This window comes from Hymenobacter sp. UV11 (genome assembly GCF_004684095.1).
In the GTDB taxonomy this organism is placed as follows: Bacteria; Bacteroidota; Bacteroidia; order Cytophagales; family Hymenobacteraceae; genus Hymenobacter.
On the sequence record NZ_SRII01000006.1, the window covers coordinates 245,989 to 270,642 of the forward strand.

Here is a 24,654-nt window from a genome sequence, read left to right on the forward strand (position 1 = left end):
TAGAGTGGGCGAGTAGCTAGAAGCTACCTAGAGCTGCCAGTTTTTTGGTGATTTCTTCTACGTCGTTAGTGCGTGCTACCAGCTTACCCTGCGGGTCGAGCAGCATGTATGTGGGAAAGGCATTGATATTGTAGCCGGTAATAACGGGACCCTTGGCTTCTTGCAGGTCTGAGAGTTGCAGGCCCGGCACGTGGTGCTGGCGAATGGCTTTTTTCCACAGCGGCGCGCTGCTGGCGCTTTCCATCGCCACGCCAATAATGGTTAGCTTGTCGGCATACTGCTGGTGCAGGGCGTTTACCTGCGGCATGGCCCGCACGCAAGGGCTGCACCAGTGGCCCCAGAAATCGAGCAGCACATATTTGCCGCGGTAGGTGGCTAGCGAGTGCTGCGTACCAGCCGTGTCGGCCAGGGTGAAATCGGCCACTGGCTTGCCCACGGCGGGTTGGTTGTGGAGAATGACGAGGCGCTTGGCAGCCTGCTGCCCGTACCAGCTTTGGCGCACGGTAGGCTTAAGGCCCTGCAGCAGCTTCTCGTACTCGGCCACCGGGTAGGTGGGCTGCATTATCGTTTGCCAATAGAGTTGAAAGGCGCTGGTGCGGGCCGCCGGATGCGCCTTGATAAACTGGCGGGTATCCTGCGCCTGCAGAGCCTGGTAATCGGCTTCCGACTTAAGAGGTTTGCCGTAGTCCTTCCACTGCACGGTATGGTTGAAATCGCTCAGCACGTTGTTCTCGGGCGTGCCAGTGGCATCGAGCTTGCCAAGCTGCTGCACCGTGCCTTGAAAATGCACCGTCCCCGGCTCGACCCAGAACTGCTGACTTTCAAAGCTCCCCGCCGACTCACGAACTATAATAGTGCCCATACCATCGTCGGTCGCTGGGATGGAATGTGCAAAATGGCCATTCGCCACCCGAAGCGTATCGGTGTAGTCTTGACCTTGTCGGGTGTAGTGATACTCGGCCGTGCGAGTGCCCATGCCGACGATATCGCCGGTGAGCTGGGTTTGGGCAAGGGCGGGGCTGGCCAGCAGCACGGCCAGCCCTAGGGGTAGCAGCAGTTTCATAGGGAGGTGGGACAAGGTGTACCCCAAGCTACCACTGAAAACCCGGTTGCCAGTGCTGCCGCATCACGGCCTGCATTTCGTTGTGCACGTGGCCGTTGGTGGCTAGTACCTCGCGGTTGAACACCGGGTCGCCGGCTTCGAGCCACTGCGTGACCCTACCCCCTGCTTCGCGTACCAGCAGGATGCCAGCGGCCACATCGTAAGAATTGATGTTGAACTCGAAGTAGCTATCAAAGCGGCCGCAGGCTACGTAGGCCAGGTCGGTGGCCGCCGAGCCCCAGCGGCGCAGCCCGCGCGAGTGCTGCATATACTCGGTGAGGATGCCGAGGTAGGCGTCGAGGTGCGTAAACTTGTAGAAGGGCAAGCCGGTGGCAATGAGCGTATCGTCCATGCGGGCGGCCGAGCTTACCCGGATGGGCTGGTCGTTCAGGAACGCGCCGTGGCCCTGGGCGCCGCGAAAGCACTCGTCGCGGCTCACCTCGTACACCACGCCCAGCACCGGCTCGTTGCCGCGCGCCAGGGCCACACTCACTGCGAAGCAGGGTAGGCCGTGGATAAAGTTGGTGGTGCCGTCGAGCGGGTCTATTATCCAGCGATATTCCACGCTGGGGTCGGAGTTGGCCACGGTGCCTTCTTCCGTCACGAAGCCGGCTTCGGGAAGCAGCTTTTGCAAGCCGGCCACCAGCATTTTTTCCGATTCCTTATCGACGTAAGAAACCATGTCGTGCAGGCCTTTGCTTTCGATTTTGCTAGGGTCGAAGCTCGTGACTTGCTCGCGGATGAAAGCGCCCGCCTGGCGGCAGAGGTCGGCGACGGAATAGGAGAGTTGGAGGAGGTCGGGAGTCATAGGAGGGTAGCGCGGACTTTGCGAGTCCGCGTGTAAGAACGTTGGGTGATGGTTAGGCGCGGGTTTCGTTCAACGCGCGGACTCGCAGAGCCCGCGCTACTACTACGGCCAGCAGCCCCAGCACCGCCAAAATCTGGCAGCCGCGCCCAATCAGCTCGCCGTGGCGAACGTAGAAGGTTTGCTCGGTATTGAGGTGCACGGTGGCGCGGCTGGCGGCGCCTACCCACCAGCCGGTGGCGTGCGAGATGGTGCCGCGCTGGTCGATGAAGGCTGAAACGCCGGTATTGGCCGAGCGGGCGAGGTCGCGGCGGGTTTCGATGCAGCGCAGCGCGCCGTAGCGCAGGTGCTGCCGGAAGCCGGGCGAGTCGCTCCACCAGCCGTCGTTGGTGATGAGGCCGAGCAGCGTGGCGCCGTTGTGCACGTACTGGGCCACGAAGTCGCCATAGATGCTTTCGTAGCAGATAAGCGGGGCCAGCCGCAGCGCGGGCGCGGCGGGCGGGGCCGGAAACACGGTGCGCTCATCCTGCGAGCCGTAGGAGCCGACAATACCGCCGAGGTCAATGTTGCTCAGGAGCTTGCCGAGGATGGGCGGAATTTTCTCCACCCCCGGCACCAGCTTCGACTTGTGGTAGAACTGCGGCGGGGTGGTAGCATCGGCAAAGAAAGCGGCCGCGTTGAACACGTCGTAGTAGCCCACGTCGTCGCGGTGGTGCGCGGTGGGCGAGGCGCTGGCCGCGTCAGGGTACGTACCTAAGCTAGTGATGCCGACCAGCAGGCTCAAGCCCGGGTGACGGGCCAGCAGCTCCTGCCGGATGCGTAGCGCCTGCGGGCTTTGGGCAAAAGTGGTTTCAAAGAGCGCTTCTTCGAGGGAAGTTTCGGGCCAGAGCACCAGCCGCGTTTGGGGCGTGATGCTGGCCTCGGTGCGTTGCAGCAGCCGCGTCAACTGCTCGTTGTAGGGAATAAAGCGTGGGTTTTCGGGGAATTTCTCGTTGTACGGGTCGATGTTGGGCTGCACGACGACCACTTCGAGCGGTGAGCCTTTTTCCTGAAAGTTGCGGTTGATGGTGAAGGAAATTGCCAGCGGTAGCCCAATGGCCATCATCGGCACGGCCCAGCGCCAGCGGCGCGGCCCGTTGAAGGCCCACGGTGCTACCCCCTCTTTTCCAAACCACGCCCAGAACATTAAGATATTGACCGCCAGCAGCCACACCGAGCCACCTAGGAAGCCCGTGTACTCGTACCACTGCACCCACTCGGGCGCGCTGGCAAAGCCGTTGCCCAGCGTGAGCCAGGGCCACGACAAATCCCAGTGCAGGTGTAATTGCTCGAAGGCAATCCAGTACACCGGCAGCGAGAGGTAGCCTAGCTTATTGCCAAAGCGCTCCTTAGTGCGTCGAAATGCCATCAGCGGCAGGCACATGAGCGCGGCATTGAGCACTACGGCCGCGATGCCGCCGCCCAGCGTGCTGAAGCTTACCCACCAGGTAGTGAAGGCGTTCCAGAAAAACAGGAACAGGTAGGTGCTGGCAAACACCCGGCCGCGCTTGGCGCCCTGCTGCGTCAGTAGCTGTTCGAGGCGCAGGTAGGGCACCCAGCCGATGAACAGCAGCAGCGTGAGCGGCGCGGGATGCACCGGCCAGCCGGTCCACATCAGCGCCCCGCCCAGCAGGGCCAGCAGCAGTGGCGACTGCCCCAGGCGGCCCAGCGGGCCGCTAGGCAGCGGGGTCATCGTCGGCATCGCCATCGTCGGTGTCGTCGTCTTCGTCATCGCGGGCGGCGTATTTACTGCGCTCAATTCGCTCATATTCAGCACCTTTTACTACCAGTACAATTTCGCCCTTGATGGCGGGGCGGGCGGCCAGGGTGGCGGCCAGCTCGCCGAGCGGGGCGGTGAGGGTTTCTTCAAACAGCTTGGTTAGCTCGCGGCTGACGCTGGCGAGCCGCTCGGGTCCAAACACCTCGGCCAGCTGCGTCAGCGTTTTGACAATGCGGTGCGGCGACTCATAGAAAATGAGCGTCCGCGTTTCGCGGGCCAGCTCTTGCAGGCGGGTCTGGCGGCCTTTTTTCACCGGCAAAAAGCCTTCGAAGGCAAACCGCTCGGCCCCGAAGCCCGACTTGAGCAGGGCCGGTACCAGGGCTGTGGGGCCGGGCAGGCACTCAACTAGCAGGCCGGCGGCCAGGCACTCGCGCACTAGCAAAAAGCCGGGGTCGGAGATGCCGGGCGTGCCAGCATCGCTCACCAGGGCCATGCGCTCGCCCTTGGCCAGGCGCTCTAGCAGGTGGGGCACCTGCTTGTGCTCATTATGCAGGTGGTAGGCCAGCAGCGGCTTCTTGAGCTGCAAATGCTGCATCAGCCGGCCGCTGGTGCGGGTGTCTTCGCAGAGCACTACATCGACCTCACCCAGCACCCGAATGGCCCGCAGGGTAATGTCTTCGAGGTTGCCAATGGGGGTAGGCACGAGGGTAAGGGCAGCGGCTTCGGGCATAGGTGCAAAGGTAGGGCCTCCTACCCCCTCACTTCCTCGCCTTTGTAGGCGGCCGCCAGCTGGTCGATGGCCGCGGCCAGTTGGTGGTCCTTCTGCGTCACGACGCGGCCGGCCGAGTGGGTACACAGCCGAAAGCTCACCGTAGCGTACTCGTTGCCCCACCAGGGGTGATGGTTCTGGTGCTCAGCTTCCTCGGCCACATCGGTCATGAAGCAGAAGGCTATTTTGAAGTCTTTGAAGCGGAAAGTGCAGGTGAGGGCGTGGTCGTGCTCGGTCCACATAAGCAGGAGGGGTTGTGAGTTTAAGTGAATTCGCGCAATTTCCAGGTCAGGGTCCGTATGCCGGGCCGATAGCGGAGCTAGCACCAAAGTGGTTAGGCTCCGGCATTTTATTTCGGGAGCAGGGGGGGCAAGCGCACCGTTGAGTACAAAGAACGCCGCCCCGAACTTCTAATGAAATTCGGGGCGGCGTGAGGGGCCAGGGTGGGGCGGCGAAACTTGCGGCCTACCCCCTTCTTGGATGCGAAGCGGAGATGAGGCGCACCGGCACGCCAACGGGTAAAGGCGGGGGCTAACGGTGGTTGTAGCCGTAGCTTCGGCCTTGGTCGTGGCGGTGCAGGGCTTCGAAGCGGGCACGCTCGGCGTCGCGGCGCTGCTCAGCACGGCGCTGGTCGGCCAGGCGGGCGCGCTCCATAGCTATGTGGCGGGCTTGTTCGCGCTGGGCGGCTTCGTAGCGAGCCCGTTCGCGGGGCGAGGGGTAGTGGGGGCCGGCCAGGGGAGCGGCAGAAACGGCAGTAGTGACGAACAGGCCGAGGATGGCAACGAGTGAAAGCAGGGAGGTTTTCATGATTCAAAACAGTAGAAAAGTGAAGGAGAAAAGAAGGACGCGTCTGCCCTCTCCAAGGCAAGCCCTATGCCAGGCCCCAAACGATAAAATTTTCGACTTCGAAATAATCCTTTCATTTTCAGTATATTAATTCGAAAATTGCTTCCCTACCCCTCGACCAAACGGGCAAGTGTACCGATGAAGGCCGGTGCTGCCCTGGCACCAGCAGCAGCAAAAAGCGCCTCGTTGGGCGGCCGCCGGGTAGCGACAGCCTGCCTAGTGGCCGCCCAGCCGCCGGGCCGGGCGGTACTGTGCCAGCTAAACCCAAAGCCCCAAACCACAGTACAACTTATAAGGCGTTCTGCATTTTCACTAGCCGCCTCCCCTATCTATGCCAGTTGACCCTAATAACCGCCCCATCCGCGTCATCAACGACGATACGACCGAGGAAGAATTTGCCGCCGGCCTGCGTATTCCTAACGCCGACCCACCCAAGAACGAGAAAGCCCGTGGCGGCTTCGGCAACCGCGATGGCAAGGAAGGCTTCGGTACGGCCAATGGCGAGGGAGAAACCGCGCTGGCAATGAACTCGAACTCTAGCAGCCCGCACCAGCCCGGCGACAACATGCGCACCGCCGAAGAGGGTGCCAACCAACGCCCCGACCAAGACCTGCCCAGCCCCGACGCTGAGCGCGACGAAAACGGCCGCCGCCCCCAGCGTGGCCCCGTAGACGAACTGGATGCCGACGATATGCGCAAAGGCCCCGACGAGATGGAAGATGCCGACTCGCACGTGGGTATGGGCCAGATGGCGCCCAAGCCCATTCAGCCCATCACGGGCACCGATACCAATGCCGAGCTCACCGACCCCGGTGCCAAAGACTCGGCTATCGACCAAGGCTTTTAATAGAAGAGGTAGTGAGTAACAAGTTACTGGTAATTACTTATCTGCTTGTCGTTCATTATACCTTATTCTTTCCTACTACTAATTCCTTTTCCCATGGCTACCCACCACACAGAGCAGAATAAGCAGTCGCAGACCGATAAAAACGAACCCGGCATGCCCGAGAACACCAAGGCCGACGCGCTGCCCGCCGGCGACCTCGACGAGGCCACCGAAACCCGCCTCGAAGACGAGGCCCAGGATGCTGGGATGCAGCATCCCAACCGCGGCCACAACAAGCCCGATAACGGCAAAGGCAGCTACGCTTAAGCGCAAGCCTGCTAACTCATATAGCGTGAAGCCTCGGCCATTGGTCGGGGCTTTGTGTTTCTATAAACTACCGCTAGCAAATGCTTTAGCTAACTTAATCACCTCAACATGCGTCGCTTTGCCGCCACCGACCTGCACGGCTGCCTGCGCACCTTCCGCCGCCTAGTAGAAGAAGAGCTGCGCCTGCACCCCGCCGACCACCTGTACCTGCTGGGCGACTACGTGAACAAAGGCCCCGATAGCGCTGGCGTGCTCGACTACCTCATGCAGCTACAAGGCGCTGGCTACCAGGTAAGCTGCCTGCGCGGCAACCACGAGCACGAGCTACTGGCCACCATACACGGCGAGCCCAATGCCAACGGCATGTGGAAGCTGGAAGACGAGAAGCAGCTGACGTTGGCCAGCTTCGGCGTGGCGCGGGCCACTGATATTGCGGGCCGGTACGTGGCCTGGATGAGTGCCCTACCCCTGCAGTTGGAGCTACCTGATTTTGTGCTCGTACACGCCGGCTTCAACTTTGCCCTACCCCCCGCCGAAATGCGCGAAGACGTGCACAGCCTGCTTTATAGCCGGGAATTTACTTATGACCCCTCGCGGCTGGCGGGCAAGCGCCTGCTGCACGGCCACGTGCCTACCCCCGTGGCCGAAGTCAAAGCCGCCGTGGCCGCCAGGGCCGGGGCCATCGGCCTCGATACCGGCGGCGCGTTTCGGCTCAACCCCGAGCTGCGCCACCTGGCCGCGCTCAACCTGGATAGCTGGGAGCTGCACTTGGTGGAGAACTGCGAGGCGCCCTACCCCATCGCGGTGCGGTGAGCTCTGGCCTGCCGGGGTAGTGTAGGGTAAGCTTTAGCTCGCCGCTACCGGTAAAAGTGCGTGTTTTCAAAAACGGCAAGCTGAAGCTTACCGCACATCCTTACCCGGCAAGCTAAAGCTTACCCTACACTCCGTCGTACTTTTGAACCCATGCAAGCCACTGCCCCTACTGCCGCCCCCGTTGCCGTGTACGATACGGCCGTTTTCGACCTCATTGCGCAGGAGCGCCAGCGCCAGACCCACGGCCTGGAGCTGATTGCCTCCGAGAATTATGTGTCTGACCAGGTGATGGCGGCGCAAGGCTCGGTGCTCACCAATAAGTACGCCGAGGGCTTGCCCGGCAAGCGCTACTACGGCGGCTGCGAAATAGTAGACCAGGTCGAGCAACTGGCCATCGACCGCGTGAAGGAGCTGTTTGGCGTGGCCTGGGCCAACGTGCAGCCCCACTCGGGCGCGCAGGCCAACGCGGCCGTCATGCTGGCCTGCCTCAACCCCGGCGACAAGATTCTGGGCTTCGACCTCAGCCACGGCGGTCACCTCACGCACGGCTCGCCGGTCAATTTTTCGGGTAAGCTCTACCAGCCTTCTTTTTATGGGGTAGAGAAGGAAACCGGCCTCATCGACTGGGACAAGGTAATTGACACCGCCCGCCGTGAGCGCCCCAAGATGATTATCTGCGGCGCCTCGGCCTACTCGCGCGACTGGAACTACGCCGCCCTGCGCCGCGCTGCCGACGAGGTAGGCGCGCTCTTGCTGGCTGATATCTCGCACCCCAGTGGCCTCATTGCCAAGGGCTTGCTCAATAACCCGTTTGAGCATTGCCACATCGTAACCACCACCACGCACAAGACGCTGCGCGGCCCGCGCGGCGGCCTCATCATGCTGGGTCAGGACTTCGATAACCCGTTTGGCCTGAAGACGCCGAAGGGCGACATCCGGCCCATGTCGGCGCTGCTCGACTCGGGCGTGTTTCCCGGCACGCAGGGCGGGCCGCTGGAGCACGTCATTGCCGCCAAGGCCGTGGCCTTTGGCGAGGCGCTGGGTCAAGGCTACACCAACTACGTGCACCAGGTGCAGAAGAATGCCCAGGCTTTGGCTAAGGAGTTGACCAACCGCGGCTACGACATCATCTCGGGCGGCACCGACAACCACCTGATGCTCATTGACCTGCGCTCGAAAGGCCTCACCGGTAAGCTGGCCGAAAACACCCTGGTACAGGCCGATATCACCATCAACAAGAACATGGTGCCCTTCGATGATAAGTCGCCTTTCGTGACCAGCGGCATCCGGATTGGCTCAGCCGCCGTAACTACCCGCGGCCTGGTTGAGGCCGACATGGTACGTATCATCGAGCTCATTGATGAGGCGCTGACGCACCACGCCGACGCCAGCCGCATCGCCGGCGTGCGCCACCAGGTAAACGAGTGGATGCAGGCCTACCCCCTCTTTCAAGGGTAAGTGAGTAAATGAGTAGCTGAGTAAACAAGGCGACAGCCTGACACCTATTCCTCTACCCATCAAACACTTACTCACTTACTCATTTACGCATTTACCGTTGGCTTCCCCCACTCAGAAATTTCAACAGAACCGCGCCGCCGCCGAAGGCGAAGTGGAGATGTCCTTTATTGACCACCTGGAGGCATTGCGTTGGCACATCATCCGGGCCGCGATTGCGGTGGTGGTCTTTTCGCTCATCGCGTTTTTCAATAAGCAGTTTCTGTTTCACGACCTGATTTTGGGGCCGTCGCGCGCTGATTTCTGGACGTACCAGGTGTTCTGCAAAATCGGGCACTTCTTCGGTTCTAATGAGCCGTGCGAGAGCCAGATTAATTTTATTATTCAAAACCGGGAGATGAGCGGGCAGTTGACCATGCACATCAGCACCTCGTTTATTGTGGGCATCTGCCTGGCGTTTCCGTATTTATTCTGGGAGATTTGGCGCTTCGTGAAGCCGGGCCTCTACCCCCACGAGCGGGCCAACTCGAAGGGCGCGGTGTTTTTCGTGTCGATACTCTTTGTTCTGGGCTTGCTGTTTGGCTACTACGTCGCTGCACCGCTGAGTATCCAGTTTTTGGCAAACTATACAGTAGACCCTACCATCCAGAACCAGATGGACTTGCAGAGCTACCTGAGCACGCTCACCACCATGACGCTCTCGTGCGCCTTTGTGTTTGAGCTGCCCATGATAGTGTTTTTCCTGGCCAAAGCCGGCCTCGTCACGCCCGAGTTGATGGTGCTTTACCGCAAGCACGCCATCGTGGTTATTCTCATTATCGCGGCCATCATTACACCGCCTGACATTTCGGCCCAGATTATCGTCACCATTCCGGTGCTGCTGCTTTACGAGCTCAGCATCCACATTGCCCGCGTGGTGCGCCGCAACAGCGCCGCCAAGCTCAATGCCGAACTGCTAATACCAGGCGCGGAATAGCACGTGTAGGGCAAGCTTTAGCTTGCCGTATTTTAGCTTGAAAAAGCCGTTTCCTACCCCCAGGAGGCGGTTTTTTTTGCGTTCATACGGCAAGCTAAAGCTTACCTTACACTGCTTCCGGCAAGCTAAAGCTTACCGCACATACTGATACGCCTGCGGCACGCCGGGCACCGGCTCGTAGCGGCCAAATACATCGGGCAATAAGTAGCGTAAGCGGGGCAAAAAGTCGGCTTGGTCGAGCAAATAGGCCGGCGGCTGCGGGCCGAGGCTGCGGGCCACGCGCACCACGGCCTCATACTCGGTAAGGTGGCCAAAGTCGGCTTGCGCGAGGGGCCAGTCGAGGTAGGGCCGGGCGGCCGGGTGGTCGAGGTAGATGCGCCGACTAGGCCCGAGCACCAGCACCGGGCGGCCGGCCGCGAGGCGGCGGTAGGCGGGGTTGGGCTGCGGGGCGAAGGCGCTTTCGGGGGGTAGGCGCAGCAGGGTGGGCAGGCCGGGCACCCAGTCGCGGTAGCGCAGCCCCACCGTGAGGCCCAGTACCGCCACAAACAACAGCTCGGGCGCCCAGCCCAGCTGGCCCGGCACCCGTTGCCACAAGTACAGGCTGAAATAGGCCAGCGGCGGCAGCAGCAGCAGCAGCGAGCCCGGCGCTAGCCCCCGCCCAACGGCCAGCACGGCCAGCGCCACCAGCAGCCACACCAGCATCAATTGCCGGAACTTGGTTTGAAAAACAAGGCCCAGCGCCGTGCCCGCCGCGCGCAGCAGCGCCAGCACCAGCAGCAGCCCTACCCCCCCCAGCAGCGGCCAGGCCACGGCGGGCGGCAGGCCATCGGTGGCGGCCACGGCCGGAATGAGGCCCCGCTCCAGGTGCATCCAACTGAAATTGGGCAAGGCCCCCACGTACAAAAACACCGTAGCTATCAGCGCGTAGGGCGATAAAAACCCGCAGACCAGCAGCAGCGAGCTGCGAAACGAGTTTGCCGCAAAAATGAGCACCGCAAACAGCCCCAGCACCACAAACAGCGCCAGCGGCAGGTAGCACAGCGCCGCCAGCCCCACCAGGAAACCGGCCCGAAACAGCCGGCGGTTGTCGTAGCCCTCGCGCGAAGTGGGCAGCAACGTGCTCAGGGCAAACACAATGAACGTGTGCCCAATGAGCAGCGGCGACAGCGTATCGAGGTCGGTGCTCACGCTGCCCACCACTAGGTAGGTGAGCGCCGCCAGGAAGCCACGCTCGGGGTGCACGTCGGCCTGGTTGAGCACCGTATTGAAGCGCAACGCCTGCACTACCAGCAGGCTCAGCGCGGTGGCGCGGTACAGCAGCAGCGGGCGGCTCCAGGCCAGCTCGAGCAGGCCGGCGGCGGCGGCGGCCAGCGGCGCGGTGCCGTCGTAGAGGTCGCGGTAGGGCCAGGCGCCGGCCGCTACCCCCTCGCCCAGCAGCAGCAGGCGCAGCTCGGCGGCCGTAGTGGGCAGGCCCCACCACAGCAGCGGCAGCCGCAGGGCCAGCACCAACGCCAGCAGCACCAGCACCTGGGCCGGCAAGGAGCTTTTGAAAAAACGCAGCACAGAAAAACAGTAGATTAGTGCTGCAAAGGTGCGGGCGAAAACCGGCTGGCTCACTACCCAGGCTTCAGCAGCGCGGCGGGGGGTAGGAATCTGCGGCCCGCCGCGAGCCAGCGCGCGCGGTATGCCACCGCGTTGCCGGGCGGTGTACCTTTGTGGTTTAGCAAGAAGTTATGGAAAGCAAACGACAGCAAAAAATGGCCAGCCTGCTGCAGCAGGAGCTGGCCCAGGTGCTCCAGCGCGACCTGCCGCACCTGTTTGGCGGCGGGCTGGTGCCCAGCATCAGCACCGTGAAGGTGACGCCCGACCTGGGCGTGGCCCGCATCTACTTGAGCCTGCTCATCGGCAACGACGCGCCCGAGCGCCTCGAAGCCATTAAGGAGCACACCAAGGAGATTCGCTTTGCCCTGGGCAAGCGCATTCGCAGCCAGGCCCGCGTGGTGCCCGAGCTCACGTTCTTTCACGACGACAGCGCCGCCTACGCCGCCCACATGGACCAGGTGCTGAGCAAGCTCGACATTCCGGCCGCCGAGCCCGAAGCCGACGACGAGGCGCCCGAAGCCCCGCGCCCACGCCTGTTCAATTAGTAAATAGACTTGTTCCTCAATAAGAAATCGCGCATTTTCCAAGCCGTATTTGGAGTCGAAAATGAAAGTTGCCTATAGAACCCAAGGATACGGGCTTGGCCAAGCAAAAAAGACTACCCAGTGACCCAAAGTGGCGAAAAATTTCAGCCATTTCTTATTCGGGAACAAGTCTAATGAGTAGCTGAGTAAATGAGTAAATGGTTTCGACCCTACTCCTTTACGCGGCTCCTCGCTTACTCATTTACTCATCTACTCATTTACCACACTTGTATTACGACCCGATTAAGCGCAGCCTGGGCAACGTCTTCAACCGTTCGCCGTGGCTGCGGCGCTTGTTTTATAACCTGCTCGACCTCTTGCTGCTGCGCACCTGGCACGTGCACCGCGAGCTGCGCCAGTGGGCCAAGGGCCGCACCCGCCAGCCGCTCGACATCCTGGACGCCGGCGCTGGCTACGGCCAGTACAGCTACTGGCTCAGCGGCATCAGCAACCTCTGGCGCATTCTGGCCGTGGATGTGAAGGAGGAGCAAGTCGCCGATTCCAACAACTTTTTTCGGGCCATTGGCCGGCCGCAGGTGCAGTTTGCAGTGCAGGACCTAGTGCTATACCAGGAGCCCAACTCGTTTGACCTGGCGCTGGCTGTGGACGTGATGGAGCACATTCTGGAAGACGTGGAGGTGTTTCGCAACATCCACGCCTCGCTCAAGGATGGCGGCATGCTGCTCATCTCTACCCCCTCCGACCAGGGCGGCTCCGACGTGCACGCCGACTCTGAGACGAGCTTCATCGAGGAGCACGTGCGCGACGGCTACAACATCCACGAGATTCAGCAGAAGCTGCGCACCGCCGGCTTCGAGCGCATCGAGGCCAAGTACAGCTACGGCGAGCCAGGCCAGATTTCGTGGCGCTTCAGCATGAAATACCCGATTCTGATGCTGGGCAAGTCGCGCCTCTTTTTTGTGCTCCTACCCCTCTACTACGCCCTCACCTTTCCGTTTTGCCTGCTCCTCAACTGGCTCGACGCCCGCACCACCCACGACTCGGGCACCGGCCTGATAGTGAAGGCGTGGAAATAAGATCACTGATTAGCGCGGATTTAAACGGATTTCACGGATTTTGTGGACTACCTCATCCGTAAGCCGTTTCAGTCTTAAGAAAAATAGCTACGCTAGTAGGCTACCTTTCCCACTAACTCTTCCCGCTTCACGTCCACAAAATCCGTGAAATCCGTTTAAATCCGCGCTAATCAGTGGTCTTGTGAACGTACCTCTACTTATTGCCCGGCGCTATTTCCTTTCCAAGAAAAAGCGCAACATTATTACCATCATTTCCAACATCTCGATGGTGGGCGTGGCGGTGGGCACGGCGGCGCTCATCATTGTGCTGTCGGTGTTCAACGGCCTGGAAGATTTGGTGCGCTCGCTCTACGGCAAATCGGACCCCACCTTGGTCATTGCGGCCCGCGAGGGCAAGTCATTTTCGATTGACACCTTGCTCCTGACCAAGGTGCAGAACACGCCCGGCGTGGCTTTGCTCACGGAGGTAATTGAGGATAATGCCCTGCTGCAATACCACGACCGCCAGATGGTGGTGAAGATGCGCGGCCTCTCCGAAAACTACTTCGGCCAGATTCCTATCGACTCCAACCTCGTGGCCGGCGACCACCGCCTGCGCCGCGGCCAGCTCGAATACGCGCTCATCGGCGAAGGCGTGCAGAACGAGCTAGGTATCACCCTCGACAACCGCCTGGCGCCCCTGCACCTGCTCTACCCCCGGCAGGAGCCAGGGCGCAAAACCCTCAACATCAACCCCGAGAAGGCGTTTAACGAGGAAACCATTCTGGCCGGCGGCGTCTTCCAGATTGAGCAGCACCTCGACGACAGCTACCTGTTTGTGCCCCTCAGCTTTGCCCAACACCTGCTGGGCTACGGCGCGCGCCGCACAGCCCTCTACGTGCGGGTAGGCGACAGCTTCAAGCCCGACAAAGTGAAGGAAAACCTGCGCGAGCGCCTGGGCAACGCCTTCACGGTGCTCGACTCCGACGAGCAGCACGTGAGCCTGCTCAAAGCCATCAAGATTGAGAAGCTGTTCGTGTTCATCACGTTCGCGTTTATCCTGCTCATTGCCTCGCTCAATATCTTTTTCTCGCTCTCGATGCTGGTTATCGACAAGCGCAAGGACATTGCCGTGCTGCAGGCCATCGGGGCTACCGAGCAGATGGTGCGGCGCACGTTTTTGCTGGTGGGGGCCATTGTGGCGCTCGTAGGGGCCGTGGCGGGGCTAATACTGGGGGTAGGGATTTGCTGGATTCAGCAAACCTTCCACGTGGTGAGCATGGGCATGGCCACGAGCGTAGTCGACTTCTATCCGGTTAAAATGCAAGCCAGCGATATCTTTTTTATCTCGCTAGCCATCATTTCTATTACTTTGGCCGTATCCATTCGACCGGCGCTAAACGCTGGCCGAATGCTCATCCGCGAAAATTTATAAAACGGCGCTATCCCAGGCAGTTAATCGAACGAGTCGGTTTTCATTTAGCCTGAACAGATGGCGAATCGCAGCATTCGGGACTAACTTGCACGCTCTCGTGCTCGGCTATGAATGTTTCTACTGCGCTACCATTTCAACTTGTGTACTCGTTGTTTGCCCACGAGTACCTCGGCCACCTTTTCACGGCGCACGTGGTGCAGCTCAGCCCGCGCGGGCAGCTCACGCTTCAGCACCAAACCGTGTCGGCCAAGAACGCCCCGGAGTTTGCCGACGGCTTAGAACGCGACGACTACGAGCTTATTGCCCTCTGCGACCAGTTGCAGCAGGATGCGGTAATCAAGGAATTCTGGCCCCGCAAAATCACGCCGGCCGAGTTTTTTCTCAAGATTTATAACCCCGAAAAGGGCGATAAGCCCATGCAGGAGGCCATTGCGCGCTACGTGCAGCAGCGGCTGGGCCGGCTGCTAGCGGGCTTGCAGGGCAAGCACGTCTTCATCATGGGGCGCGACGGCGAGCCGACCTGGCGCGAGCTCAAGTTAGCGCCGGTGCCAGCATCGGTGCTATTTCACTTCCGGCGTAACGAGGAAAGCACGCACTACTTTCCCACCATTCAGTACCAGAGCCAAAAGCTTGATTTCCAGTTCAAGAATGCCGTGCTGGTATGCCAGCAGCCAGCCTGGCTGCTGATTGACGACGTGCTCTACTGCTTCCGGCACGACGTGGATGGCCGCAAGCTGCAACCCTTTCTGAATAAGAAGTTTATCGTGGTGCCGCGCGCCGTCGAGAAGAGCTATTTCCAGAAGTTCGTGGCCCCGCTCATGGAGTCGTTTGACGTGCACGCGCGCGGCTTCGACATTCGCACCGAGCGCTACCTGGCCCGGCCGCAGCTCACGTTTTCGGACGTGCCGCCCGGCCCGCCCGCCGGTACGCCGGTGGTGCCCGTGCGCCCGCCCGGCCCGCCCCGGCGTGGCCGTATTCCGATGCCCAAGCCGGCCGTCATTCCGGGCGTGGGCACTGATGAGGCGCCGCTGTTTTTCTCGCTCAGCTTCCGCTACGGTGCCTACGACCTACCCCTGACGCCGCCGCGCCCCATGAGCGTGCAGCTGGAGGAAGATGCTGATTCCTACATCTTTCGCCGCCTGCTGCGCTCGGCCAAGGAGGAGAACGAGCGCGCCGACGAGCTACGCGAGCACGGCCTACCCCTCGACGCCGACGGCCACGCCATCTTGCCCAAAGCGGAGGCTTTCCGCTGGCTGCACGACCACGCGCCGGCCCTGGCCGAGCACGGCTTTCAGGTGCAGGGCGCGGCCTCGGCCAGCCAGGATTACTTCATTGGCCAGGTGCGCATCGACGTAGGCATTGAGGAGCGCGGCGACTGGTTCGACGTGCGCGGCACGGTGTGGTTTGGCGAGTTTGCGGTACCGTTTATCCGGTTGCGGCCCTACATTTTGCAGCGCCGCCGCGAGTACCGCCTACCCAACGGCCAGGTCGCCTTCATCCCCGAAGAATGGTTTACGGACTACCTGGAACTGTTCGCCTTCGCCGAAGAAAACGAGGGTCAGCCGCTATCACTGCGCCGCCATCACTTATCACTGGTCACTGATTTAGAGGCCGATAACCTGGCGACCGTCACGCTCACGCACCGCCTCGAAAAGCTACGCGACTTCGCCGCCGTGGAGGACCGGCCCCTACCCCGTGGTTTTCAGGGCACGCTGCGGCCCTACCAGCAGGCGGGCTACAACTGGCTGCGCTTCGTGCAGGACTACCACCTCGGCGGCTGCCTGGCCGACGACATGGGCCTGGGCAAGAGCGTGCAAACTCTGGTAATGCTGATGGAGCGCCAGGAAAGCGGCGCTACCAAGGGCGCGGCCTCGCTACTGGTGCTGCCTACCTCGCTGGTTCACAACTGGATAAACGAGGCGCGCAAGTTTACGCCTAGCCTGCGGCTGCTGGCCTACACCGGCACCTACCGCGACAAAAACGTGGCCCAGTTTGCCGACTACGACATCGTGCTGACCAGCTACGGCATCGTGCGCCTCGACACCGACTTACTGGCCTCGTATCAGTTTGATTACGTGATTCTGGACGAGTCGCAGGCCATCAAAAACCCCAGCTCAACCACGGCGCAGGCCGTGCGGCAGCTACGGGCGCGGCACCGGCTCATCCTCACCGGCACGCCGGTTGAGAACTCGACCATGGACTTGTGGTCGCAGATGACGTTTATCAACCCTGGCTTGCTGGGCACGCAGGCGTTTTTCCGCAAGGAATTCGTGAAGCCCATCGAGAAGCACCAGGACGAGAGCCGCACGCGTAAGCTGCACGCACTCATTAAGCCCTTCGTGCTGCGCCGGCACAAAGCGCAGGTAGCCAGCGAGCTACCTGCCAAAACCGAGCACCTCAGCTACTGCCCGCTCACCGATGAGCAGCAGCAGTTTTACGAAGAAACCAAGAGCTTTTACCGCAACAAAATTCTGGAAACGCTGGATGGGCACGCTCCTACCCCCGCCGGCGGCACCCAACTCATGCTGCTACAAGGCCTCACGCGCCTGCGCCAGATTGCCAACCACCCGCGCCTCGCCGATGCGGACTACGCGGGCGAGTCGGGCAAGATGCGCGAGATTCTGCGCATGATTCGCAGCGTCGTTTCCGAAGGCCACAAGGTATTGGTGTTCAGTCAGTTTGTGCAGCACCTGAGCCTGATACGAGCTGGCCTCGATGAGCGCCAGCTCGCCTACGCCTACCTCGACGGCCACACCCGCGACCGCCAAGGTGAGGTGGCGCGCTTCCAGGAAAACCCCGATTTGCAAATCTTCCTCATTAGCCTTAAGGCGGGGGGGGTAGGGCTCAACCTCACGGCCGCCGACTACGTGTTTATCCTCGACCCGTGGTGGAACCCGGCCGTGGAGGCCCAGGCAATAGACCGCGCTCACCGCATCGGCCAGCAGCGGCCGGTATTCGTGTACAAATTCATCAGCCAAGGCACGGTGGAGGAAAAAATCCTGGCCCTGCAAAAGCGCAAGCTCAAGCTGGTGAGCGACTTAATAACGACTGACGAGGCCGTGATAAAGTCACTGACGCGTGAGGATATCGAGGAACTGTTGGGGTAGGGCGGCAGAGCATGCGGAGATTAAGCCACATATTCTCCGCAAGAGTTGCAGGAAATGCGCTTTCTAGTTTACCGCATACAAACCGCTCCGCATATCCCCTTTCCGCCAAAAGCCGTTACTTGCGCTCCGAAGTGCCACACCCGTGGCCGGCTCAATCTTCTGGCGTATGCGCAACCACCTCACGGCGGCTTTTCTGGCTTTTACCCTCGGCGGCCCCCTGCTCAGCAGCTGCGGTGAAGTCGATGACTCGAAAGAAACTACTACCCCCCCTACTACTGCGGGAAAGCCCGCACCGGCCGCTACGGCTCTCGATGCGGCCGCACCCTTGCAGGCCAACGTTTTTCTGGAACTGTCGGGCGGGATGCGGGGCTTTATGCCGGCCAATACCACGGCCACTGAGCCCACGGCGTTTCAGCAGCGCATCGGCTTGCTGGCCTCGCGCACCCACAGTAGCCCGGCCGTGGCCGAGGCCGAGTTCTGGCTATCGCTGAACAAAGCGCCGCAGAAAAGCACCTACGCACACTTCCGGGAGATTGTGCAGGGCGACACGCACGAGGCGGCGCTGGGCACCGAGCTGCCCGCGATGCTGGAGAATATTCTGGCCCTGCCCGGCGCGACCAACAAGGTAAACGTGGTCGTATCGGACTTTATCTACGGACCTAAAAACCAGGCTACCAGCGCCCTGATGAACGTCAATATCACCGACGCGCTAGCGACCGCCACCAAAAAAGGGCTGGCCGTGGCCGTGCTGGGCGAAACGTCGCGCTTCTACGGCACCTTCCACCCGGCCGTGAAAACGCCGCGCAAGCAGGTCACTTTGAAGGGCGAAACGCTACCCTATTACATCTGGGTAATTGGGCCGGCGGCGGCCGTGGGGCACTACGTGAATGAGGTGCTGCCCGCCACCTCGGCCGCTACGCAGCAGGCCTATTTTGGGCTCACTTTCCCGAAGGTGCCCTACGCGGCGGTACTCACGCAGGTGGCCGCTGATAGCCCGCTCGCACCCAGTGGCAATGGGTCCATTTCATATGGCGGGGCAGGCGTAAGTACGAATCTGGAGGTAGACAACGTTAAAGACGGGGTAGACTTTACGGTGGCGCTCGATTTGCGTCAGCTGCCCGCTGCCTGGCGCGAGCCCACCTTTTTAGTGCAACACTTGCAAGCCCAGGTGCCTAACGGCAGCGTGAAGCTGTTGCCTGGCTCTGTTAAACCCGTCTCCAATATTCCGCAATTGCAAGCTTACACCCACACGTTGCGCCTGCACCTCAGCGACTTCCCCAAGGGCGGTGGCCAGCTACGGCTGACGTTGCCCGCGCCGGGTATTCCGGCCTGGGTGGCCCAGCGCAGCACCGAAAACGATAACCAGCCCGGCCCGGTGCCGCACACCTACCGCCTCTCAGAAATAATGAATGGCGTGCGCGAGGCGTTTCCGCAGGCCCTACCCCCCGTGTTCACCGCCACCTTCACGCTCGCCCAAGACTAACCCACCTTTCTCATGCAGCAATTCTTTAACAGCTTCTACACTAGTGGTATTAGCCTGTTCTACGACCGCAAGTCGCCAATGTACGGGCTTTACAAGGCCGAGATTTTCAATACTGCCGGCTTCTATACCCTGCTCACGGCGCTGGCGCTGGTGGTGGTGTTCTACTACGTGTTCAACCACGCCATTCCGGCCCTCACGCACCAGGGGCTATACCGGCCCACGCACTGGCTGCTGGTGCTGCTACTGGTGGCCGGCCTGGGGGCGCTGCTGGCCTACCGCGTGAGCATAGGCGCGGGCGCGGTACGCGACCCGTATATGCGCTACTTCATCATTACCAACACGTTGGTGGCGTCGCTGTGGTTCATCCTGTTTTCGGTGGTGCTGAAATGGGGCTCTAATCACGCTCGGCGCACACCGTTTTAAGTGATGTTATTATTTATCCTGTCATGCTGAGCTTGTCGAAGCATCTCTACCGCTTCGTTGCTAACGTCATTGATTACTAATGAGGTAGAGATGATTCGACAAGCTCAGCATGACAGGCGATTTTTTACTTCCGTTTTCCTAGTTACTTAATGGCTCGTCTTTTCATCTTTGCCGTGGGCGGCACCGGCGCGCGGGTGCTGCGCTCGCTCACCATGCTGCTGGCCGCGGGTATGCGCCTACCCGACTGCGACCAGGTCATTCCCGTGCTCGTGGACCCCGACACGCAAAACGGCGACGTAACACGCACCGTGGACCTGCTCAAACGCTACAAGCGTATTCACGACGCGCTGTATCAGGATGGCCAGCATCCTAAAAACGAGGGCTTTTTTGGCCAGGACCTGACTACGTTGGCCCAGCTCAACACGTCGGGGGTAGAAGGATTGCGCGACTCGTTCGTGTACGACTTTGGCGGTATCAATCAGTCGTTCAAGGACTTCATGCACTACAACGAGGCCAGCGTGGAAACGCGGGGCTTGCTCGATTTGCTCTTCACCCCCGACAGCCTCAACGCCAGCCTCGACCTGGGCTTCCGGGGTTCGCCCAACGTGGGCTCAGTGGTGCTCAACTCGCTGGTGCAGGCCAAGGAAATGCGTTACCTGGCCCAGAGCCTGAACCCTGACGACCGGGTGTTTTTCATTAGCAGCATCTTTGGGGGCACGGGCGCGGCGGGCTTCCCGCTGCTGGTGAAAAACCTGCGCGACCCCGGCGTGGACCTGCCGCAGCCGTCGGTGCGGGCCTCGGTGCCCGCCGGCGCGCTGGTGCTGCTGCCCTATTTCAAGCTCCAGCAGCCGTCGGCCGAGGAGAAGCAGAACGGCCAGGATTTCATCGACTCCAACACCTTCATTACCAAGACTAAGACGGCGCTCAGCTACTACGCCGAGCACCTCGATGGGGTAGAGGCCATGTACTACCTCGGCGACCAGGCCGGCCAGCCGCTACCCAACCACCCCGGCCGCGCCGAGCAGCGCAACCAGGCGCACCTGGTGGAGGTGCTGGGCGCGCTGGCTATCCAACACTTCCTGGGCCAGCCGGCCAGCCAGCTCGACCGCGGCAACCCCGCCTACCACGAGTTTGGCCTGAAGAATGACGCGCCCACCTTCGATTTTGGGCAGTTGTCGCCGGCGTCGCGGCGCGAGGTAGCCCGGCCGATGATTCAGTTTCACTACTTCGCCCGGTACTTCCGGCAGCACTTGCTGGAGGAGAAGAGCGCCCCGCTCTATAAGGGCGGCAAACTGGGCCAGCATCTACCCGCCAGCACCGGCCCCCTGGCCGACCTCACCGATTTCTTTACCGAATACGACAGCTGGCTGCACGAACTGGGCGTGAATGAGCGCCGCTTCGCCGCCCTGCACCCCGACGAAACCGACTTCAATAAAATGGTGGCCGACAAGGTTATCCCCACCAGCTTCTTCAATAAAGGGCTGACTGATGACGTGTTGCGCGCCGAGCTGAACGATGCGGTAGGCAAGACCAACCTGGATAATCCGGACGCGGCGCGGGCGTTGCGCTGGCTGGTCGAGGCGTTTAATAAGGCCACGGATAAGGTGGTTGAAAGCAAGCTGCAATACGCGTAGGGAGCTCGTTCTGGCGGGGCGCCTCACCCCTAGCCCCTCTCCGAAAAGGAGAGGGGGACTAGCTCTAAATCTAGTTCTAAGTTAGCGTCAATTCTAAAACTAGAGACTAGTTCCCCTCTCCTTTTCGGAGAGGGGCTAGGGGTGAGGCGCCCGCCAGAACGAGCCCTACCCCCCCATTTTCACAAAAAGCTAACAGCTGCTAGCCAACCGCTAACGGCTCACCGAATAACATGGCCAAAATCCTCCGCCTGCATCGCACGGGCTCCACTACCCACGAGGGCTGGGGCCGCACCGGCAAAATCGGCAAGAATGAAATTGACGGCCCCAGCGGTATCCTCGACCCCGAGGGGGGTAGGGCCGAGCGGGTGGCGGTGGCGATTCCGTCGCCCTTTGCGCGCCTGCACCTGGTAGAAGCCGCGCTGGCCTACGTGGGCAGCAACCCCGGCGCGGCCGACTCGGTGCACCACCGGTTGGTGGGGCAGTTTTGGGACCTGTGGGAGCTGGTGTTCAACTACTACCAGCGGCGGCAATCGGGCCAGCGGCTGAGCGTGCGCACCTGGAACAAGCTGAACGAGCTGGCGCGCCTGGAGGCTAATCCGCAGACCAAGCCACTGGCCCAAGCCTTGGCTTTGTACCTGAATGACAAGCGCTTCGCCCCCATCACCGACCTCAATCTGCTGTACTTTCCCGGGGCTACCCCGCAGGATGCGCCGCAGCTGCTGGGCGGCACCTCGCCGCTCACGGTGTTCTTCCCGGCGCCAGCGGTGCGGGCGCTGCCGGTGCAGCGGCCCGAGGGCGGCGGCCACTACTTCGACGGCCGCTACGTGGCCCTGAACCAACGCGAGCAGGCGTTTCAGGACTTTGTTTACCAGCAATTTGTGGCCGACCCGGCGCTGGCGCGGCTAGCCCCGGCGGTGCGCAACGCGCTCGACCCCAATATCTTGAATAAGTGGGGGCTGGATGGCAACGCCCAGCTGGCCGACTACCCCCTGCTGACCGACCAGGCCGGCAACCCGGTGGCGATAGCCGGCGTGCCGGTGCGCATCCGGGCTGATGAGGGCGTGGTGCGCAACTCTGATTTCACCATCCGGCCCGACCGGGTGCCGGGGCCGGGCTGGCCGCTCCCTACCCCCCTGCCGCTGGTGCTACGCCCCGGCCTGCAAGCGCCGGGCAAGTTTTACTACAACAACTCGCTGCTCGGCGATAGCGGCACTAAGGTGCCCGCCAGCGACCCCCGCGCCCTTGCCGACCGCACGCTACCGGGGCCGGATTTGGCTTATCCCTACCTTACTCTCAACGACTTACTGGAAGAAACGCTGCTTACCGTACCCTACGAGGTCGATGGCAGCCGCTTCGTGACGGGGCAGCTTAAAACCGCGCCCGGCTACCGGCCCACGTGCTGGCCACTGCTGCCGGTGAAGCCGCTGTATTTTGACTACTTCACAGCGGCCGAACTGGCCACCCAGCTCACGATGGAGCTGGACCCGGCCTGCGTGCGGGTGCGCCTGCGGGTGCCAGTGGCGGGCGGCTTTACGGTTGATTTCGAGCGCGCTTACTACCCCAACCCGCGCACTGAGGGGCTGGGCCGCTTGCTGGTGACCAACGTGGGCCTGTCGATTTTTCCCTTCGTAAAAATCGCCGACGCACCACTGCTCAACGACTTTTATAAGGTGATGCTGGTGGATGCTAACAACATCAACCCCAGCCTAGTACACAAGCCGGTGGAGCTGCAGTTTGGGGTGCAAGGCCGGCTGCTGTCGGCCACTGGCACCGAGCAGAGCGCCACGGCCTACCGCCGCACGCCCAAGAGCAGCACCGACGAGGGCAGCACCTACTACGAGGTGAAGGGCACGCCCTTCGACTACGTGGTGGTGACGAGCCCCACGCCGGCCGCCGGGCAGGCGCTGGTGGTGCCCAAGTGGCGCGAGGTGCGCCAGGGCACCAAGGAGTTCCGCTTCGCCATCGACTTTGGCACTACCAATACCCACGTGGCTTACCACGACGGGCCCAGCCAGCCGCCCCAGCCGTTCAGCTTCGGGCCGGACGACTCAGCGGTGGCGCTGCTCAAGAAATCAACTGAAGAGACTGACTACCAAGCCTACGAGCAGCTGTACCGGGGCATTGAAGAAGACCCGGCGCACGGCATTCAGCTGCGGCGCTGGCAGCGGTACCAGCAGCGCGAGTTCGTGCCGTCGTTTGTGGGCGCGGGCGGCTCGCCGTACCAGTTTCCGATTCGTACGGCGAGCAGCGAGGCGCCGAGCTTCTCCATCGAGCCGCCGCGCCTGCTGGCGAATGTGAACGTGGGCTTCGGCATCAACACCGAGGAGGAAACCAACGACTCGTACCACACCAACCTGAAATGGGGCGAAACCAGCGAGGCGGCCCGCCACCGGGTGCGGATGTTTTTCCGCGAGATGTTACTGCTGTTCAAGTACAAAGCCGCCTTGCACGGGGGCAACGTGGGCGCCACGCAGGTAGTGTGGTTTGCGCCGCTGAGCTTCTCGGCGTTCAGCCGCGACCTGTACCAGCGCGAGTGGGACACGCTGTTTAAGGAGATTTTCCACACCACCCGCGGCACCACGTATTTGCCCGAGTCGTCGGCGCCGTACTTTTTCCTGACCCGGCGCGGCCTCGTGACGCCCGGCCCCGGCGAAAACGCGGCCTTCATCGACATCGGCGGCGGCACGTCGGACGTGCTGTTTTATTCGGACCAAACGGCTAACCCGACCGGCCCGCGCAAGCACCATCCGGCGTTCAGCACCTCGTTCCGGTTTGCAGGCAATGAGCTGTGGGGCGACGGCGCGGCCGACGTGCGCGGCACCAAAGACAACGGGCTGGTGCGCTTCGGCCTCGACAGCATTCGGGCGCACCCCCTACCCCACACCAAAGCCGCCGAGCTGGCCGTGAAGTGCCTGGCCGTAGTGGAAGCCAACCCCACATTTGGCTCGGAAGAGGTTGCCAGCCTGCTCTTTAACTACGAGCGCGAGTTCCAATTTGGCGAGCGGCTGCTGATGGCGCAGCACCTGCGGGTGCTGTTTTACCTGCACTTCGGGGCCATCGTGTACCACCTGGGGCAGGTGACGGCCCTGCGCGGGCTGGCCGCGCCGCGCTACCTGTGCTTCACGGGGCGCGGCAGCCTGTACCTGCGGCTATTGTGCCCCAGCAACTTGCGACCGTTGGAGCAGGTGGCCAGCCTCATCCTAAGCAAAGTGATGGGCACGCCCGCACCAGCCAACTTCAAGATTGTGCTGGCCGACGACCCCAAGCAAACCACCGCCAACGGCGGCGTGCTGGCCACCGGCCTCGACGCCGAAAGCACCGCCGAGGTGCCGCCTATTGTGCAGCCCGTAGGCACCGGCACCGAGGCGGAAGCTGAAAACCGCCCGCTCTACCCCGGCGACATTACGGAGGACGTAAAAAACGCCGTTATCGCCAACGTGGAGAAGTGCCTCACGCTCTTGCTCACCGACTCCGACCTCACGGCCGCCATGCTCAACCTGGGTATCAAGAACCCGCCCGGCTTGGTGCTGCGCGAACTAACCGCCGCCTTGGCCGACTCGTTTAACCTAGGCCGCCAGCGCTACGCCAACACGCTGCCTGCCGGCGAGCCGATTCCGGAAACGCTGTTTTTCCTACCCCTCAAGCACGCGCTGTATATGCTGTCGCAGGTGCTACATAGCTCGGCTAATTAG

Annotated in this window: 20 protein-coding genes; 13 read left to right on the forward strand and 7 right to left on the reverse strand. The window is 61.6% G+C overall.

Going from position 1 to position 24,654, the window contains the following annotated elements:
* Positions 1-16: 16 nt before the first annotated feature.
* The 6 genes from E4631_RS13030 to E4631_RS13055 form a co-directional block, all read right to left on the reverse strand.
* Complete coding sequence (locus E4631_RS13030; RefSeq protein ID WP_133656760.1) at positions 17-1,063, reverse strand: TlpA disulfide reductase family protein; 1,047 nt, start codon at positions 1,061-1,063, stop codon at positions 17-19.
* 28 nt (positions 1,064-1,091) lie between these two features.
* A complete protein-coding gene (locus E4631_RS13035) occupies positions 1,092-1,910 on the reverse strand; it encodes an inositol monophosphatase family protein (protein ID WP_133656759.1) in 819 nt (272 codons plus the stop codon).
* Between the two features lie 52 nt (positions 1,911-1,962).
* Positions 1,963-3,639, reverse strand: coding sequence for an apolipoprotein N-acyltransferase (lnt, locus tag E4631_RS13040; RefSeq protein WP_133656758.1), 1,677 nt, complete (start codon positions 3,637-3,639; stop codon positions 1,963-1,965).
* Positions 3,623-4,396 carry a 16S rRNA (cytidine(1402)-2'-O)-methyltransferase gene (gene rsmI / locus E4631_RS13045; protein WP_133656757.1) on the reverse strand — a complete coding sequence of 258 codons (774 nt, stop codon included), beginning with the start codon at positions 4,394-4,396 and terminating at the stop codon, positions 3,623-3,625. Before rsmI ends, lnt begins: the two co-directional genes overlap by 17 nt.
* Positions 4,397-4,416: 20 nt before the next feature.
* A complete protein-coding gene (locus tag E4631_RS13050) occupies positions 4,417-4,677 on the reverse strand; it encodes a 4a-hydroxytetrahydrobiopterin dehydratase (protein ID WP_133656756.1) in 261 nt (86 codons plus the stop codon).
* A 289-nt stretch (positions 4,678-4,966) separates the two neighbouring features.
* Positions 4,967-5,242 carry a hypothetical protein gene (locus E4631_RS13055; protein ID WP_133656755.1) on the reverse strand — a complete coding sequence of 92 codons (276 nt, stop codon included), beginning with the start codon at positions 5,240-5,242 and terminating at the stop codon, positions 4,967-4,969.
* A 370-nt stretch (positions 5,243-5,612) separates the two neighbouring features.
* On the opposite strand from E4631_RS13055, the gene E4631_RS13060 reads away from it, so the two are divergent.
* The 5 genes from E4631_RS13060 to tatC all read left to right on the forward strand — a co-directional run bounded on the left by E4631_RS13060 (position 5,613) and on the right by tatC (position 9,678).
* Positions 5,613-6,128 carry a hypothetical protein gene (locus tag E4631_RS13060; protein WP_133656754.1) on the forward strand — a complete coding sequence of 172 codons (516 nt, stop codon included), beginning with the start codon at positions 5,613-5,615 and terminating at the stop codon, positions 6,126-6,128.
* Positions 6,129-6,221: 93 nt separating this feature from the next.
* A complete protein-coding gene (locus tag E4631_RS13065) occupies positions 6,222-6,434 on the forward strand; it encodes a hypothetical protein (protein WP_133656753.1) in 213 nt (70 codons plus the stop codon).
* Between the two features lie 108 nt (positions 6,435-6,542).
* Positions 6,543-7,247 carry a metallophosphoesterase gene (locus E4631_RS13070; protein WP_133656752.1) on the forward strand — a complete coding sequence of 235 codons (705 nt, stop codon included), beginning with the start codon at positions 6,543-6,545 and terminating at the stop codon, positions 7,245-7,247.
* 150 nt (positions 7,248-7,397) lie between these two features.
* Positions 7,398-8,705 carry a serine hydroxymethyltransferase gene (gene glyA, locus E4631_RS13075; RefSeq protein ID WP_133656751.1) on the forward strand — a complete coding sequence of 436 codons (1,308 nt, stop codon included), beginning with the start codon at positions 7,398-7,400 and terminating at the stop codon, positions 8,703-8,705.
* Between the two features lie 97 nt (positions 8,706-8,802).
* Positions 8,803-9,678, forward strand: a complete 876-nt coding sequence (tatC, locus tag E4631_RS13080) for a twin-arginine translocase subunit TatC (RefSeq protein ID WP_240734885.1) — start codon at positions 8,803-8,805, stop codon at positions 9,676-9,678.
* A gap of 132 nt (positions 9,679-9,810) precedes the next feature.
* On the opposite strand, the gene E4631_RS13085 is transcribed toward tatC, so the two are convergent.
* Positions 9,811-11,241, reverse strand: coding sequence for a hypothetical protein (locus E4631_RS13085; RefSeq protein WP_133656750.1), 1,431 nt, complete (start codon positions 11,239-11,241; stop codon positions 9,811-9,813).
* A 170-nt stretch (positions 11,242-11,411) separates the two neighbouring features.
* Between E4631_RS13085 and E4631_RS13090 the strand changes: the two genes are divergently transcribed.
* From E4631_RS13090 to E4631_RS13125, 8 genes are all read left to right on the forward strand, one after another.
* Positions 11,412-11,825, forward strand: coding sequence for a ribosome-binding factor A (locus E4631_RS13090; RefSeq protein WP_133656749.1), 414 nt, complete (start codon positions 11,412-11,414; stop codon positions 11,823-11,825).
* A 266-nt stretch (positions 11,826-12,091) separates the two neighbouring features.
* Entirely contained in the window at positions 12,092-12,901 is an 810-nt protein-coding gene (locus E4631_RS13095) for a bifunctional 2-polyprenyl-6-hydroxyphenol methylase/3-demethylubiquinol 3-O-methyltransferase UbiG (protein ID WP_133659155.1), read from the forward strand.
* A gap of 181 nt (positions 12,902-13,082) precedes the next feature.
* Positions 13,083-14,315, forward strand: a complete 1,233-nt coding sequence (locus E4631_RS13100) for an FtsX-like permease family protein (RefSeq protein WP_133659156.1) — start codon at positions 13,083-13,085, stop codon at positions 14,313-14,315.
* 107 nt (positions 14,316-14,422) lie between these two features.
* Entirely contained in the window at positions 14,423-17,422 is a 3,000-nt protein-coding gene (locus E4631_RS13105; protein WP_133659157.1) for a DEAD/DEAH box helicase, read from the forward strand.
* Between the two features lie 166 nt (positions 17,423-17,588).
* Positions 17,589-18,905, forward strand: a complete 1,317-nt coding sequence (locus tag E4631_RS13110) for a hypothetical protein (protein WP_133659158.1) — start codon at positions 17,589-17,591, stop codon at positions 18,903-18,905.
* Positions 18,906-18,917: 12 nt separating this feature from the next.
* Positions 18,918-19,328 carry a hypothetical protein gene (locus E4631_RS13115; RefSeq protein WP_133659159.1) on the forward strand — a complete coding sequence of 137 codons (411 nt, stop codon included), beginning with the start codon at positions 18,918-18,920 and terminating at the stop codon, positions 19,326-19,328.
* A gap of 149 nt (positions 19,329-19,477) precedes the next feature.
* Entirely contained in the window at positions 19,478-20,962 is a 1,485-nt protein-coding gene (locus tag E4631_RS13120) for a hypothetical protein (RefSeq protein ID WP_133659160.1), read from the forward strand.
* 230 nt (positions 20,963-21,192) lie between these two features.
* On the forward strand, positions 21,193-24,654 hold the full coding sequence (locus E4631_RS13125; protein ID WP_133659161.1) for a hypothetical protein: 3,462 nt from the start codon (positions 21,193-21,195) through the stop codon (positions 24,652-24,654).

Bases quoted from the DNA above. Each gene is read 5' to 3' on its own strand.
- E4631_RS13030 (WP_133656760.1), bottom strand. From the start codon at position 1,063: ATGAAACTGCTGCTACCCCTAGGGCTGGCCGTGCTGCTGGCCAGCCCC.
- E4631_RS13035 (WP_133656759.1), bottom strand. From the start codon at position 1,910: ATGACTCCCGACCTCCTCCAACTCTCCTATTCCGTCGCCGACCTCTGC.
- lnt (WP_133656758.1), bottom strand. From the start codon at position 3,639: ATGACCCCGCTGCCTAGCGGCCCGCTGGGCCGCCTGGGGCAGTCGCCA.
- rsmI (WP_133656757.1), bottom strand. From the start codon at position 4,396: ATGCCCGAAGCCGCTGCCCTTACCCTCGTGCCTACCCCCATTGGCAAC.
- E4631_RS13050 (WP_133656756.1), bottom strand. From the start codon at position 4,677: ATGTGGACCGAGCACGACCACGCCCTCACCTGCACTTTCCGCTTCAAA.
- E4631_RS13055 (WP_133656755.1), bottom strand. From the start codon at position 5,242: ATGAAAACCTCCCTGCTTTCACTCGTTGCCATCCTCGGCCTGTTCGTC.
- E4631_RS13060 (WP_133656754.1), top strand. From the start codon at position 5,613: ATGCCAGTTGACCCTAATAACCGCCCCATCCGCGTCATCAACGACGAT.
- E4631_RS13065 (WP_133656753.1), top strand. From the start codon at position 6,222: ATGGCTACCCACCACACAGAGCAGAATAAGCAGTCGCAGACCGATAAA.
- E4631_RS13070 (WP_133656752.1), top strand. From the start codon at position 6,543: ATGCGTCGCTTTGCCGCCACCGACCTGCACGGCTGCCTGCGCACCTTC.
- glyA (WP_133656751.1), top strand. From the start codon at position 7,398: ATGCAAGCCACTGCCCCTACTGCCGCCCCCGTTGCCGTGTACGATACG.
- E4631_RS13090 (WP_133656749.1), top strand. From the start codon at position 11,412: ATGGAAAGCAAACGACAGCAAAAAATGGCCAGCCTGCTGCAGCAGGAG.
- E4631_RS13105 (WP_133659157.1), top strand. From the start codon at position 14,423: ATGAATGTTTCTACTGCGCTACCATTTCAACTTGTGTACTCGTTGTTT.
- E4631_RS13110 (WP_133659158.1), top strand. From the start codon at position 17,589: ATGCGCAACCACCTCACGGCGGCTTTTCTGGCTTTTACCCTCGGCGGC.
- E4631_RS13115 (WP_133659159.1), top strand. From the start codon at position 18,918: ATGCAGCAATTCTTTAACAGCTTCTACACTAGTGGTATTAGCCTGTTC.
- E4631_RS13120 (WP_133659160.1), top strand. From the start codon at position 19,478: ATGGCTCGTCTTTTCATCTTTGCCGTGGGCGGCACCGGCGCGCGGGTG.
- E4631_RS13125 (WP_133659161.1), top strand. From the start codon at position 21,193: ATGGCCAAAATCCTCCGCCTGCATCGCACGGGCTCCACTACCCACGAG.